This window comes from Mycobacterium sp. NPDC050551 (assembly GCF_040674075.1).
Classification (GTDB): Bacteria; Actinomycetota; Actinomycetes; order Mycobacteriales; family Mycobacteriaceae; genus Mycobacterium.
This window is the reverse complement of the sequence record NZ_JBFARC010000002.1, coordinates 788309-801360: the sequence shown is the minus strand read 5'-3', so window position 1 is coordinate 801360 and position 13052 is coordinate 788309. Positions and strand designations below refer to the sequence as shown.

Below are 13052 nucleotides of genomic sequence, written 5' to 3'. Positions count from 1 at the left end.
ACGCCATCCTGTAGGGATGCGGCTCGCGGACATCGATCTCACCGATCTGGACAATTTCGCCGACGGCTTCCCGCATCACCTGTTCGCCGCGCATCGCCGCGAGGCGCCGGTCTGCTGGCACGAACCCACAGAGCACACTCCCGACGGCGAGGGCTTCTGGTCGGTCGCCACACACGCCGAAACGCTTGCGGTGCTTCGCGACCCGGTGTGCTACTCGTCGGTGACCGGCGGCGACCGGCCCTACGGCGGCACCCTGCTGCAGGACCTGGCCGTCGCAGGCCAGGTGCTCAACATGATGGACGACCCACGGCACGCGCAGATCCGCCGGCTGGTCAGCTCCGGGCTGACGCCGCGGATGATCCGCCTGGTCGAGGACGACCTTCGGGCACGGGCCCGCCGGTTGCTCGACGCCGTGGCGTCCGGCCGGCCTTTCGATTTCGTCGTCGACGTCGCGGCGGAATTGCCGATGCAGATGATCTGCATCCTGCTGGGAGTGCCCGAGAGCGAACGGCATTGGTTGTTCGAGGCGATCGAGCCGCAGTTCGACTTCGGCCGGGCCCGCACGGCCGAGGTCGGTCAGCTGACCGCCGAGGACGCCGGAACCCGGATGTACACCTACGGAATGGAACTCATCGCCGCCAAGCGTGCCGAGCCGACCGACGACATGCTCTCCGTCGTCGCCAATGCGGCGCTCGACGAGGGGCTCTCCGACCTCGAGCTGTACCTGTTCTTCAGCCTGCTGTTCAGTGCGGGCGCGGAGACGACGCGCAACGCGGTGGCCGGTGGACTGCTCGCACTCGCCGAGCACCCCGCGCAATGGGCGGCGCTGCGGGCCGACCCGTCGCTGCTGCCGTCGGCGATCGAGGAGATGGTGCGCTGGACGTCGCCGTCCCCGTCGAAGCGCCGGACCGCCACCCGTGACGTCGATCTGGGTGGATGCGCGATCAAGGCCGGGCAGAAGGTTCAGGTGTGGGAGGGTTCGGCGAACCGCGACGGCGCGGCGTTCACCGATCCCGACAGCTTCGACATCACCCGTAAACCCAACCCGCACCTCGGCTTCGGGTACGGGGTGCACTACTGCCTCGGGGCCAACCTGGCGCGGCTCGAGCTGCGGGTGCTGTTCGAGGAGCTGCTCCGCTGCTTCGCCGGTGTGCGAGTGGCCGAGCCCGTCGAGTGGACTCGCAGCAACCGGCACACCGGTATCCGGCACCTGGTGGTCGAGCTGATCCCGTGAGGCCGGATGCGTTCGCGGCGGTGATGGCAACCGGGATCGTCTCGATCGCGGCGGCCGATCACGGCTACGGTCCCGTCAGCGCCGCGCTGGCGGTGCTCGCGGTGGTCGCGCTGCCGGTGCTGGTGTACCTCGCAGCGCTGAGCTGGCGGCGCGACGGCTGGGAGCTGCGCGAGATCGACACGGCCGTCGGGCTGTTCACCTACGTGGCGGCGTGTGCGGTGCTGGCCGCCCGCTTCTCCGATCACGAAACGGTCGTGTGGGTGCTCGGCACGATGGCTGCGCAGGGCTGGGTGTCGCTGATGCCGATCGTCGTCGGCCGGATGTGGCGACTGCGGTGGACCGGCCTGCGAGACCGTGCGCACGGCGCGTGGGAACTGGTCAGTGTCGCCACGTCGGGACTGGCCATCGTGTCCGTGGCATCCGGAATCGTCTTCTGGGCCATCGCCTTCTGGCTGCTGGCGCTGTGCTGGTATCTCGTGATGACGTCGCTGATCATCTGGCGGACCGGCGCCGACCCGGCCATGCGCCGCGACGTCCCTCCCGATCACTGGATCCTGATGGGTGGGCTCGCGGTCTCGACGCTGGCCGGCGACCACCTGCACCACGCGCTGCCGCCCGGACCGTTCGCCGACGCCGTGGAGCACGTGACGATCGGGACGTGGGTGCTCGCCACGTTGTGGATCGTCCCGCTGCTCTGCGTCGGGTGGCGGCGGGTGCGGGCGTGGCCGGCGGTGTTCCCGCTGGGCATGTACGCCTCGGCCACATTCGCGATGTACCGGGAGACGGGGTGGCGATGGCTCGACGTGGTGTCCGAAGTCGCGTTCTGGATCGCCCTGGTCGTCTGGCTGCTCACGGTCTTGCGATGGCGCGACGAATTTCGGCGATCACCCGTTGTGGATGTTCCGTCAGGTCCAGCCACGTGAAGCGGAGCACCTGCCAGCCGGCGAGTGCGATCGCGTTCTGACGTACCCGATCGGCGTGGAAGTCGTCGGTGTCGGAGTGAAAGGCGAGGCCGTCGACTTCCACGGCCACTCGGGCGCTCGGGAATGCCACGTCGACGCGGTACCCGGCGACCGGATGATTGGCCTTCCAGCCGGTGATGCGTGCCGCCTTGAGCAGTCGGATGAGCAGTCGCTCGGCTTCCGAACGTGCGCCGTCGTCGGCGACCTGAAGCAGGCGACGGGCGGCGGGCGATCCGTGCCGGCCCTTGTTGCGCAGATGTGCGGTCCACAGGACGCGTAGTTCGACGTGGCGTTGCAATGACGAGTCGAGGATCTTCGGGCCGCCGCCACGTCGTACGGCCGCTTCGACGACGGTGAGGGGAATCGCGGTGACCTGCAGCCCACGCCGCTCGACGACGTCGGCAGGTCGCAGGTCACGTCGCCGCAGCCGGGTCGAGGGGAGATGCGACCGGCGCTGCTCACGAGGGATGGTCACTTCGACGACCTCGGGCGCGAACTTCGTCAGGTTGTGCCACCACGCGGCGGCCAGTCCGCTCGCCGCGGCGCCGCCCCCGTAGCCCCAGACTGCTGCGCGCACCCGCGCCGAGTCGGTGAACGGTCGGTCGTCGACGAAGTACACACCTCGAGCGCAACGTCGCCAGTGGCCCGAGCGCACCCGGCGGTCGACGGCATCCTGGCTGAGCCCCGCGCGCAGAGCCTGTCGAAGGGTGAGCACGCCGTCCTGGCGCCGCAGAATGTCGTCGAGCACCATTCTAAGACGTGATGAGCCGTCTCCTCCGTTCCCTCGCCAGTGATTTGTGGAGCCGCAACCGCGCTGACCGCGGCTGAGGTTCCACAAATCACTGGGTGGCTAGAGGTGGGCGCGGATGCCTGCGGCGCGCAGCTCCAGTGCCGCCAGCCCGCGGATCGCCACGGCGTCCTGGCTGCGCCATGCGCCGACGGGGTCGTCGTCGACGCTGACGAGCTTCGCCAGCGGCCGGTTGGCCAGGGCCCGCAACGCCAGCAGCTGCTCACCGGCCGGCGTCCTGGCCAGGGTGACCGCCGTCCACTTGCGACGGAAGAAGCGCAGCCGCAGGAACAGCCACGGCATCGCGACGGCCAGGATCGGCGGCGACGCGACCGCCAGCGCCAGCACCCACGCCAGCCACGATGCGGTGTCGTCCAGGCTCTGGCCTGCGCCCGCGATGTCGAGCGCCGCCTCGCTGGCCGCCCGCAGCGGCTTGGCCAGCGCATCACCGACGAGCGGGAAGTCGTCGGCGTTGTCGCCCGCGGAGTTGAGGTTGTCGGCGACGCCGTTGGCGCCGGTGTTCACCTGGCGGCCGACTTCGGCGATGGTGGCCACCGCCGCGTGCACCGCCATGCCCACCAGCACCCACACCACGGTCCACGCCGCGATGACGATGTCGCTGATCAACTGCCACAACAGGCGGACGGGCGTGGTGGCGTACGGCAGGTAGCGAGAGCTCATGCCCCGATCCCAGCAGATAGTCTGGCCCGATGCGCCCTGCTCTGACCGACTACCGCCATCTGGCCAGCGGCAAGGTCCGGGAGCTCTACCGCATCGACGACGACCACCTGCTGTTCGTGGCCACCGACCGCATCTCCGCCTACGACCACGTGCTGGACGGCGACATCCCCGACAAGGGCCGCATCCTGACGGCGATGAGCGTGTTCTTCTTCGACCTACTCGACGCGCCCAACCACCTCGCGGGTCCGCCCGACGACGAGCGGATACCCGATGAGGTGCTCGGCCGCGCACTGGTGGTACGCGAGCTGCAGATGCTCCCCGTGGAGTGCGTGGCCCGCGGCTACCTCACCGGGTCGGGCCTGGTCGACTACCGCAAGACCGGCCAGGTCTGCGGCATCGCCCTGCCGGAGGGGCTGACCGAGGCGAGCAGATTCGCCGAGCCGCTGTACACCCCGGCCAGCAAGGCCGAACTGGGCGACCACGACGAGAACATCACCTTCGAGGACACCGTCGGACTCGTCGGCGCCGAACGCGCTGAACAGCTGCGCGACCACACCCTGCAGACGTACGTCCGGGGCGCCGAGCACGCATTGACGAAGGGCATCATCATCGCTGACACCAAGTTCGAGTTCGGCGTCGACAAGCACGGCACCCTGGTGCTCGCCGACGAGGTGTTCACCCCGGACTCGTCGCGGTACTGGCGCGCCGACGACCACCGCGAGGGCGAGGTGCAGTCCAGCTTCGACAAGCAGTTCGTCCGCAACTGGCTGACCGGGCCGGAGTCCGGCTGGGACCGCGCCGGCGACGGACCCCCGCCACCGCTGCCGCCCGACGTGGTCGCGGCTACCCGCGCCCGTTACATCGAAGCCTACGAACGCATCTCGGGTCTGCAGTTCGACGCGTGGATCGGTCCTGGCGCGTGAACCCGCCGGAGGCCAAGCGCGTCGAGCACCGCCGCGAGTTCCACGGTGACGTGTTCCTCGACCACTACGAGTGGCTGCGGGACAAGGACGACGCCGAGGTGATCGAGTACCTCGAGGCGGAGAACGCCTACACCGAACACATGACGGCCGACCTCGCGCCGTTGCGGCAGAAGATCTTCGACGAGATCAAGGCTCGCACCAAGGAGACCGATCTGTCGGTGCCCACCCGCCGCGGCGACTGGTGGTACTACGGCCGCAGCTTCGAAGGCAAGCAGTACGGGGTGCACTGCCGTTGTCCGGTGGGCGATCCCGGCGACTGGACACCTCCGGTGCTCGACGAGCACACCGAGATCCCGGGCGAGCAGGTGCTCCTCGACGAGAACGCCGAGGCCGACGGCCACGACTACTTCGCCCTCGGCGCCGCGACGATCAGCCTGGACGGCAACATCCTGGCCTACTCCGTGGACACCGTCGGCGACGAGCGGTACACGTTGCGCTTCAGGGACTTACGCACCGGCGAGCAGTACGACGACACCGTCGTCGGCATCGGGGCCGGCGCCACCTGGGCGGCCGACAACCGCACCGTGTACTACACGACGGTGGACGACGCGTGGCGCCCGGACACGGTGTGGCGCCATCGACTCGGCGCCGGGCTGCCCGCGCAGCGGGTCTATCACGAGGCCGACGAGAAGTACTGGCTCGGCGTCGGGCGCACCCGCAGCGACCGGTACCTGATGATCGCCGCGGGCAGCGCGGTCACCTCCGAGGTGCGGTTCGCCGACGCGGCAGATCCGGAGGCCGAGTTCGCCGTCGTGTGGCCGCGCCGCGAGTCGGTGGAGTACTCCGTCGAACACGCCGTGGTGGGTGGCGACGACCGATTCCTGATCCTGCACAACGACGGAGCCGAGAACTTCGAGCTGGTCGAGGCACCCGTCAGCGATCCGACCGCCGTGCGCACGCTCATCGAGCACCGCGAGGACGTCCGCCTCGACGGGGTCGACGCCTTCGCGCGTCACCTCGTGGTGAGTTACCGCAGTGAGGCGCTGCCCAGGATCGAGCTGTGGCCGCTGACCGCCGACGGCGGGTACGGCCGCGCCGAGGAGATCACCTTCGACACCGAACTCACGTCGGCGGGCCTGTCCGCGAATCCGAACTGGGACGCGCCGAAACTGCGGGTGGGAGCGACGTCGTTCGTGACGCCGGTGCGGGTGTACGACATCGATCTCGAAACCGGTGACCGCGTGCTGCTTCGCGAGCAACCGGTGCTGGGCGACTACCGACCGGAGGACTACGTCGAGCGGCGCGACTGGGCGACCGCACCCGACGGCGCCAGGGTGCCGATCTCCATCGTGCACCGGGCCGGGTTGCAATTCCCTGCCCCGACACTGCTGTACGGCTACGGCGCCTACGAGTCCTGTGAGGACCCTCGCTTCTCCATCGCCCGGCTGTCGCTGCTCGACCGCGGCATGGTGTTCGCGGTGGCGCACGTCCGCGGCGGTGGAGAGCTCGGCCGGTCGTGGTACGAGCACGGCAAGATGCTGGAGAAGGGCAACACGTTCACCGACTTCATCGCGGTGGCAAGGCATCTCATCGCCACCGACGTCACACGGCCGGAGAACCTCGTCGGCCTCGGCGGCAGCGCAGGCGGTCTGCTGATCGGCGCGGTGGCCAACCTCGCGCCGGAGTTGTTCGCCGGCTTCCTGGCCCAGGTGCCGTTCGTCGACGCGTTGACCACGATCCTGGATCCGGCGCTGCCGCTCACGGTGACCGAGTGGGACGAGTGGGGCAACCCGATCGAGGACGAGAACATCTACTTCTACATGAAGTCGTACTCGCCCTACGAGAACGTCGTCGCCAGGGACTACCCGCCGATACTGGCGATGACGTCGTTGAACGACACCAGGGTGCTCTACGTGGAGCCTGCGAAATGGGTTGCCGCGCTTCGGTATGCCAAGACCGATGCCAATCCGGTGCTGTTGAAGACCGAGATGAGCGCCGGCCACGGCGGGATCAGCGGACGCTACGAGCGGTGGAAGGAGGCGGCGTTCCAGTACGCGTGGGTGCTAGCCACCGCCGACCGCGACCACTACGGCAGCGGCGAGGTAGAGAACTTCTTCGGCGGTCCGAACGTCTAGCCGCGACGTCATCGACCGTGGCGGGTCCGGCGTCCTCGCCGCGTGAACGTTGGCGGGGAACATGGCCAGCATCAACAGGAACAGGCACACTGCCGCCGCAACCCGGGTCGGCGGGAACAGCAGCCCGGCCGCGCCGAGCAGTTCGAGCACGCCGGTGATCGTCACCAGCAGGCCGGGCGCCGGCAGCCGCGGCGGCACGATGGCGATCATGTCGCGGCGCATGCCCGGGACGAAGTGCGCCACCCCGGTCATCGTGAACATCAGCGCCAGCCCGACGGCGACGGCGCGCGGCCAGCTGTCGACATAGTCGACGCCGAGCCGGCCCACCGTCCTGGCCGCGAGGCTGCCCAGTACCAGCGCCATCAGGACCGCCATCGCCATCTCCCTTGAACTTGTCAGCGTCAAGATGAGGATACGACGTAACTAGCCACTGTCAAGATGTGGGGCTAGACTGAGCAGATGAGCAAGGCCACCTACCACCACGGCGACCTCAAGGCCGCGATCCTCGGGCACGCCGCGGACCTGGTCGCCGAGCGCGGCGCCGACGCGGTGTCGCTGCGCGAACTGGCCCGCGCCGCCGGGGTGTCGCACGCGGCTCCCGCTCACCACTTCACCGACCGGCGCGGACTGTTCACCGCGCTCGCGACGGAGGGGTTCCGGCTGCTCACCGCCGCGCTCGAGCAGGCCAGACCCGACTTCGTCAACGCCGCGCTGGCCTACGTCGGATTCGCGCTGAGCCACCCGGGCCACTACGCGGTGATGTTCGACCGATCGCTGTTCGACGCCGCCGACCCCGACCTCGCCGCCGCTCAGGCCGCAGCGGGCGCCGAGCTGGCACGCGGCGTCGGCACCCTCACCGACGACCGTGCCGAGGCCGACCCGGACGCTGCCGCCCTCGCCGCGTGGTCGCTGGTGCACGGCTTCTCGCTGCTCTGGCTCAACCAGGCCGTCGACACCGACACCGATCCGCTGGCGACCGCCCGTCGTACCGCCACGATGCTGTTCGGCCGGTGATGGAGGCGCTGCGGTAGCGTTCGGTCATGGCCGACACGTCGCTGTCCGACATCCCGCTGACCACGCTCGACGGCACTGCCACCAACCTCGCCGAGATCACCGACGGCGCGGTGCTCGTGGTGAACGTCGCCTCCAAATGTGGTCTGACGCCGCAGTACAGCGCGCTGGAGCGGCTGGCCCAGGAGTACGGCAGGCGCGGCCTGACCGTGATCGGCGTGCCGTGCAACCAGTTCATGGGTCAGGAGCCCGGCACCGCCGAGGAGATCCAGACCTTCTGCTCGACGACCTACGGCGTGACGTTCCCGCTGCTGGCCAAGACCGACGTCAACGGGCCGGACCGGCATCCGCTCTACGCCGAGCTGACGAAGACCCCCGACGCCGGCGGCGACGCCGGTGACATCCAGTGGAACTTCGAGAAGTTCCTGATCGCACCCGACGGCTCGGTGGTCAACCGGTTCCGTCCGCGCACCGAGCCGGACGCACCCGAGGTCATCACCGCCATCGAAGCGGTCTTGCCCCGATAGACAACTCCCGCCCACGTGTCGTCAACCGTCACGACACCTGGCGTTGCCACACTGCACACGTGGCTGGACAACTGATCGTCTCGATCGCCTATATCAGCGACCGCACGCTGCCCGACGTCGCCTCGTTCTGCGCCGACCTGGATGCGCGCGGCGTGCCGTCGTCGTTCCTGGTGGCACCCCGGCTCAAGGGCGGCTACCGGCTGGACCGCGACGAGCCGACGGTGAGCTGGCTGACGCAGCGCCGTGCCGACGGCGCGGCCATCGTGCTGCACGGCTTCGACGAGGCCGCGACCAAGCAGCGCCGCAGCGAGTTCGCGACCCTGCCCGCGCACGAGGCCAACCTGCGGCTGATGGGTGCCGACCGGGTGCTCGAACACCTCGGTCTGCGTACCCGGCTGTTCGCCGCCCCGGGCTGGACCGTCTCGCAGGGCACCGCGACGGTGCTGCCCCGCAACGGCTTCCGTCTGGTCGCCGGCCTCACCGGCATCACCGACCTGGTGCGTCAGACGACGGTGCGCGCCCGGGTCGTCGGCATCGGCGCCGGCTTCCTCACCGAGCCGTGGTGGTGCCGCACGCTGGTGCTGACAGCAGACCGCACCGCCCGGCGCGGTGGCATGGTGCGGCTCGCGGTGTCGGCCAAACAACTGCGCCGGCCGGGCCCGCGGCAGGCCGTGCTGGACGCCGTCGACCTCGCGCTGATGCATCATTGTGCACCCGCGGTCTACAGCTGGGCGCCGCCTGTGGCGCTGACCGACGCCGCCTGAGCCGCGCTCACAGCGGCCGGGGCTAACGTAGCGTCCTGTGGACGCTGACGTCATTGTCGTAGGGGCCGGGCTGGCCGGTCTGGTCGCCGCCTGTGAGCTCGTCGAGCGGGGCAGGCGCGTCCTGATCGTCGACCAGGAGAACGCTGCCAACGTGGGTGGCCAGGCGTACTGGTCGTTCGGTGGCCTGTTCTTCGTCGACAGCCCCGAACAACGCCGGCTGGGCATCCGTGACAGCTACGAACTCGCCCTGCAGGACTGGCTCGGCTCGGCCGGCTTCGACCGGCCCGAGGACCACTGGCCGCGGCAGTGGGCGCACGCCTACGTCGATTTCGCCGCGGGAGAGAAGCGCAGCTGGTTGCGGACCCGCGGGCTGCAGACCTTCCCGCTCGTCGGCTGGGCCGAGCGGGGCGGCTACGGCGCTACGGGCCACGGCAACTCCGTGCCGCGCTTCCACGTCACCTGGGGCACCGGCCCCGCGATCGTCGAGGTGTTCGAGCGGCGGCTGCGCGCCGCCCCGGGCACGGTGCGGTTCGCACACCGGCACCGCGTTGACGGGTTGATCGTCGAGGACGGCGCGGTCACCGGCGTGCGTGGCGCCGTACTCGAACCGTCGACCGCGGTCCGGGGTGCGCCGTCGTCGCGAACCACTGTGGGCGAGTTCGAGTTCCGCGCATCGGCGGTGATCGTCTCCAGCGGCGGCATCGGCGGCAACCACGACCTGGTTCGGAAGAACTGGCCACCCCGGATGGGCCGGGTGCCCGAACAGTTGATCAGCGGTGTGCCCGCCCACGTCGACGGACGGATGATCGGCATCACCGAGACCGCGGGCGCGCGGGTGATCAACGCCGACCGCATGTGGCACTACACCGAGGGCATCACCAACTACGATCCGATCTGGCCGCTGCACGGCATCCGGATCCTGCCCGGCCCGTCATCACTGTGGTTGGACGCCAACGGGAAACGGCTGCCCGTGCCGTTGTACCCGGGTTTCGACACCCTGGGCACGCTTGAACACATCTGCACCACCGGGCAGGACTACACCTGGTTCATCCTCAACGCGCGGATCATCGAGAAGGAGTTCGCGCTGTCGGGTCAGGAGCAGAACCCCGACCTCACCGGTCGGAGTGTGCGGCAGGTGCTGGCCAGGGTGCGACCGGGCGCCCCGGCCCCCGTGCAGGCGTTCGTCGACCGGGGCGTCGACTTCGTCAGCGCGAACTCGTTGCAGGAGTTGGTCGCCGGGATGAACGACGTGCCCGCCGTGGTGCCGCTCGACTACGACACCGTGGCCGCGGAGGTGACGGCGCGCGACCGCGAGGTGGAGAACCGGTTCACCAAGGACAGCCAGATCACCGCGATCCGGGGAGCCCGGGCCTATCTCGGCGACCGGTTCAGCCGGGTGGTCGCCCCGCACCGCCTCACCGACCCCAAGGCCGGGCCGCTGATCGCGGTGAAGCTGCACATCCTGACCCGGAAGTCGTTGGGCGGGTTGGAGACCGATCTCGACTCCCGCGTGCTGACCGCCGACGGATCGGCCTACCCAGGGCTGTACGCGGCCGGTGAAGCGGCCGGCTTCGGCGGCGGCGGCGTGCACGGGTACCGCTCGCTGGAGGGCACCTTCCTGGGCGGCTGCATCTTCTCCGGCCGAGCGGCGGGCCGCGGCGCCGCCCGCGACATCGCCTGACTGCTCGCCAGAAGTCAGAACGCGGTGCCGTTCTCCGGTTCGAGCACGCGGAAATCGGTGTCGGTCATCTCCGAGAGCCTGCCGTAGTAGATGCCGCGCGCACTCGGGTCGATGATCGCCTGGTGGATCGGCACCGCCTGTGCCGGCGCGACGGCCCTCAGGTAGTCGACCGCCTCGGAGATCTTCATCCACGGCGCCGCTGCCGGAGTGGCCAGTACATCGACCGGCTCACCGGGCACGAACAGCGCATCGCCCGGATGCATGAGCCGCGCCGGGTGATCGCCGTCGCCGAGTAGGTAGGAGATGTTGTCGATCACCGGGATCTCCGGATGGATGACCGCATGCGTGCCGCCGACACCACGCACCTGCAGGTGGCCGATGCCGAATTCATCGCCGACGTGCACGGCCCGCCACGGGTCACCGAGCTGCGCGGCGGTCTGCGGATCGGCGTACAGGGCGGCCTGCGGGTTGGCCTCCAGCAGTGCCGGCAGGCGCTCGGTGTCGGCGTGATCGGGATGCTGGTGGGTGATCAGGATCGCCGACAGACCGGTGATGCCCTCGAAGCCGTGGGAGAACGTGCCGGGATCGAACAGCACCGTCGTCTCGGCCCCGGAGTCCCCGGATCCGGCGGAAAAGCTGGCGAGAAGGCAGGAATGGCCGAAATGCGTCAGTTGCATGCCTATATTGTGGCGCTCGGGCGGGGCATGAGCGCGGGGGTTCTCGATGCGAATTCTGCTGGCGGCGGTGCTGGCGGGTTGCGGGTTGGCGTTCGCGCCAGGTCAGGTGGACGCCGCCCCGCTCGACTGTCCGCCCTTCTGCGACCGGATTCCGCAGTCGGCATGGATCGCCCCGACCTCCATCCCGCTGCACGACGCCTACCGATGGCCCGAGCTGGGGGCCGTCGCCACGCCCGTGACCGCGCCACGGTTCCGGTTCGAGGAGGCATGCGCCTCGCCGCCGGTCGACGACGCGCGCGCCTACGCCGTGGCGTCCCGCGCCGTCGTGACCTCGCCCGACGGCCTGTGGCACCTGCAGGCACAGGTGATGCACTGGCGCGGGGAGGCGTGGCGGGCCGGAGAGACGGCCGAGGAGGTCTACGACGCCGGTGTCGCCGCGCTGCGCCGGTGCCAGCTGACCGCTCCGCAGACCTCACCGTCGCTCACCACCGCCGAACCGGCGCGCAAAGCCGCGGTGATCAGCGACGCGGGGGGATCGACACTGCGCGAGTACCTGCTGGTGGACCCGCGCAGCGGCACGATCAGCGAGCTGGCGCTGTGGTCCACCGACCGCCAGGCCCGCCCGTGGCCGGCCGTGGCGGACACCGATGTGCTCGACGCGATGGCCGCCCCGCTGTGCGTCGCCTACATCGACTCGTGCCGGTAGGGCGGACGCACGGCCCACGCCGGTACAGTTGTCCCGTGGCAAGGGTGGTGGTGCATGTGATGCCCAAGGCGGAGATCCTCGATCCGCAGGGGCAGGCGATCGTCGGTGCGCTCGGTCGCCTCGGCATCGCCGGAGTGTCAGATGTCAGGCAGGGCAAGCGATTCGAGCTCGAGGTCGACGACAGCGTGACCGACGAGACCATCGCCGAGATCGCCGAATCGCTGCTGGCGAACACGGTGATCGAGGATTGGTCGGTCAGCAGGGAGCAGGCATGACGGCGCGTGTGGGGGTCATCACATTCCCCGGCACCCTCGACGACATCGACGCCGCCCGCGCGGTGCGGCTGTCCGGTGCCGAGGCGGTCAGCCTGTGGCATGCCGACGCCGACCTCAAGGGGGTCGACGCGGTCGTGGTGCCCGGCGGCTTCTCCTACGGCGACTACCTGCGCGCGGGCGCGATCGCGAAGTTCGCGCCGGTGATGGGTGAGGTGGTCCGCGAGGCCCGCGAGGGGCTGCCGGTGCTCGGCATCTGCAACGGCTTCCAGGTGCTGTGCGAGGCGGGTCTGCTGCCCGGTGCGCTCACCCGCAACGCCGGACTGCACTTCGTGTGCCGCGACATCTGGCTGGAGGTCGCCTCGACGTCCTCGGCGTGGTCCACGCGTTTCGAAGCGGGCGCCGACGTCCTCGTCCCGCTCAAGTCGGGGGAGGGCCGCTACGTCGCCGACGAGAAGACGCTCGACGAACTCGAGGGCGAGGGCCGGGTGGTGTTCCGCTACCGCGACAACCCCAACGGGTCGATGCGCGACATCGCGGGCGTCAGCTCGGCCGACGGCCGCGTCGTCGGCCTGATGCCGCACCCGGAGCACGCCACCGAGGCGCTGACCGGTCCGTCCGACGACGGCCTCGGCCTGTTCTACTCCGCGCTCGACGCGGTGCTCGCCAAGGCCTGAGCCCCGCGCGAACGG

Annotated in this window: 15 protein-coding genes; 11 read left to right on the top strand and 4 right to left on the bottom strand. The window is 69.9% G+C overall.

The genetic code is table 11. The features are described from left to right. Positions 1–16 precede the first annotated feature (16 nt). Positions 17–1234: a cytochrome P450 gene (locus AB0K11_RS10645; protein ID WP_364975651.1), complete on the top strand. Its 1218-nt coding sequence runs from the start codon at positions 17–19 to the stop codon at positions 1232–1234. After that, the gene (locus tag AB0K11_RS10640) at positions 1231–2157 is read left to right on the top strand and encodes a tellurite resistance/C4-dicarboxylate transporter family protein (RefSeq protein ID WP_364975649.1); all 927 of its coding nucleotides are present in this window, start codon (positions 1231–1233) and stop codon (positions 2155–2157) included. Before AB0K11_RS10645 ends, AB0K11_RS10640 begins: the two co-directional genes overlap by 4 nt. On the opposite strand, the gene AB0K11_RS10635 is transcribed toward AB0K11_RS10640, so the two are convergent. Together AB0K11_RS10635 and AB0K11_RS10630 are read right to left on the bottom strand one after the other, a co-directional pair. Continuing rightward, entirely contained in the window at positions 2084–2944 is an 861-nt protein-coding gene (locus AB0K11_RS10635; RefSeq protein ID WP_364976747.1) for a type IV toxin-antitoxin system AbiEi family antitoxin domain-containing protein, read from the bottom strand. The genes AB0K11_RS10640 and AB0K11_RS10635 overlap by 74 nt on opposite strands. A gap of 102 nt (positions 2945–3046) precedes the next feature. After that, the gene (locus AB0K11_RS10630; protein WP_364975646.1) at positions 3047–3664 is read right to left on the bottom strand and encodes a hypothetical protein; all 618 of its coding nucleotides are present in this window, start codon (positions 3662–3664) and stop codon (positions 3047–3049) included. A 29-nt stretch (positions 3665–3693) separates the two neighbouring features. On the opposite strand from AB0K11_RS10630, the gene AB0K11_RS10625 reads away from it, so the two are divergent. Together AB0K11_RS10625 and AB0K11_RS10620 are read left to right on the top strand one after the other, a co-directional pair. Then, positions 3694–4587 carry a phosphoribosylaminoimidazolesuccinocarboxamide synthase gene (locus AB0K11_RS10625; protein ID WP_364975643.1) on the top strand — a complete coding sequence of 298 codons (894 nt, stop codon included), beginning with the start codon at positions 3694–3696 and terminating at the stop codon, positions 4585–4587. Next, on the top strand, positions 4584–6722 hold the full coding sequence (locus AB0K11_RS10620; RefSeq protein ID WP_364976745.1) for a S9 family peptidase: 2139 nt from the start codon (positions 4584–4586) through the stop codon (positions 6720–6722). The genes AB0K11_RS10625 and AB0K11_RS10620 overlap by 4 nt, the downstream gene beginning before the upstream one ends. Here AB0K11_RS10620 and AB0K11_RS10615 read toward each other — a convergent pair. Continuing rightward, positions 6651–7097, bottom strand: coding sequence for a DoxX family protein (locus tag AB0K11_RS10615; protein WP_364975640.1), 447 nt, complete (start codon positions 7095–7097; stop codon positions 6651–6653). The genes AB0K11_RS10620 and AB0K11_RS10615 overlap by 72 nt on opposite strands. Before the next feature lie 84 nt (positions 7098–7181). Here AB0K11_RS10615 and AB0K11_RS10610 point away from each other — a divergent pair, with 84 nt between their 5' ends. The 4 genes from AB0K11_RS10610 to AB0K11_RS10595 are packed head-to-tail and all read left to right on the top strand — an operon-like array spanning position 7182 to position 10705. After that, positions 7182–7736 (top strand): helix-turn-helix domain-containing protein, encoded by a 555-nt coding sequence (locus AB0K11_RS10610; protein ID WP_364975638.1) that lies wholly within the window; start codon positions 7182–7184, stop codon positions 7734–7736. Positions 7737–7762: 26 nt separating this feature from the next. Further along, positions 7763–8260: a glutathione peroxidase gene (locus AB0K11_RS10605; RefSeq protein ID WP_364975636.1), complete on the top strand. Its 498-nt coding sequence runs from the start codon at positions 7763–7765 to the stop codon at positions 8258–8260. 59 nt (positions 8261–8319) lie between these two features. Further along, positions 8320–9024, top strand: coding sequence for a DUF2334 domain-containing protein (locus AB0K11_RS10600; protein WP_364975634.1), 705 nt, complete (start codon positions 8320–8322; stop codon positions 9022–9024). Between the two features lie 37 nt (positions 9025–9061). After that, positions 9062–10705 carry an FAD-binding dehydrogenase gene (locus AB0K11_RS10595; RefSeq protein WP_364975632.1) on the top strand — a complete coding sequence of 548 codons (1644 nt, stop codon included), beginning with the start codon at positions 9062–9064 and terminating at the stop codon, positions 10703–10705. Between the two features lie 14 nt (positions 10706–10719). On the opposite strand, the gene AB0K11_RS10590 is transcribed toward AB0K11_RS10595, so the two are convergent. Then, positions 10720–11382, bottom strand: a complete 663-nt coding sequence (locus AB0K11_RS10590) for an MBL fold metallo-hydrolase (RefSeq protein ID WP_364975629.1) — start codon at positions 11380–11382, stop codon at positions 10720–10722. 46 nt (positions 11383–11428) lie between these two features. On the opposite strand from AB0K11_RS10590, the gene AB0K11_RS10585 reads away from it, so the two are divergent. Genes AB0K11_RS10585 through purQ form a run of 3 tightly spaced genes read left to right on the top strand, consistent with a single transcriptional unit; the run spans position 11429 to position 13037 of the window. Then, positions 11429–12088 (top strand): ATPase, encoded by a 660-nt coding sequence (locus AB0K11_RS10585; RefSeq protein ID WP_364975626.1) that lies wholly within the window; start codon positions 11429–11431, stop codon positions 12086–12088. 35 nt (positions 12089–12123) lie between these two features. Further along, positions 12124–12363, top strand: coding sequence for a phosphoribosylformylglycinamidine synthase subunit PurS (gene purS, locus AB0K11_RS10580; RefSeq protein WP_264013966.1), 240 nt, complete (start codon positions 12124–12126; stop codon positions 12361–12363). Next, positions 12360–13037, top strand: a complete 678-nt coding sequence (gene purQ / locus AB0K11_RS10575) for a phosphoribosylformylglycinamidine synthase subunit PurQ (protein WP_364975623.1) — start codon at positions 12360–12362, stop codon at positions 13035–13037. The genes purS and purQ overlap by 4 nt, the downstream gene beginning before the upstream one ends. The last annotated feature ends 15 nt before the right edge of the window (positions 13038–13052 follow it).

What these genes read in the sequence shown, in the direction of transcription:
- AB0K11_RS10645 (WP_364975651.1), top strand. Translation starts at nt 17, where the DNA reads ATGCGGCTCGCGGACATCGATCTCACCGATCTGGACAATTTCGCCGAC.
- AB0K11_RS10630 (WP_364975646.1), bottom strand. Translation starts at nt 3,664, where the DNA reads ATGAGCTCTCGCTACCTGCCGTACGCCACCACGCCCGTCCGCCTGTTG.
- AB0K11_RS10625 (WP_364975643.1), top strand. Translation starts at nt 3,694, where the DNA reads ATGCGCCCTGCTCTGACCGACTACCGCCATCTGGCCAGCGGCAAGGTC.
- AB0K11_RS10615 (WP_364975640.1), bottom strand. Translation starts at nt 7,097, where the DNA reads ATGGCGGTCCTGATGGCGCTGGTACTGGGCAGCCTCGCGGCCAGGACG.
- AB0K11_RS10610 (WP_364975638.1), top strand. Translation starts at nt 7,182, where the DNA reads ATGAGCAAGGCCACCTACCACCACGGCGACCTCAAGGCCGCGATCCTC.
- AB0K11_RS10605 (WP_364975636.1), top strand. Translation starts at nt 7,763, where the DNA reads ATGGCCGACACGTCGCTGTCCGACATCCCGCTGACCACGCTCGACGGC.
- AB0K11_RS10590 (WP_364975629.1), bottom strand. Translation starts at nt 11,382, where the DNA reads ATGCAACTGACGCATTTCGGCCATTCCTGCCTTCTCGCCAGCTTTTCC.
- AB0K11_RS10585 (WP_364975626.1), top strand. Translation starts at nt 11,429, where the DNA reads ATGCGAATTCTGCTGGCGGCGGTGCTGGCGGGTTGCGGGTTGGCGTTC.
- purQ (WP_364975623.1), top strand. Translation starts at nt 12,360, where the DNA reads ATGACGGCGCGTGTGGGGGTCATCACATTCCCCGGCACCCTCGACGAC.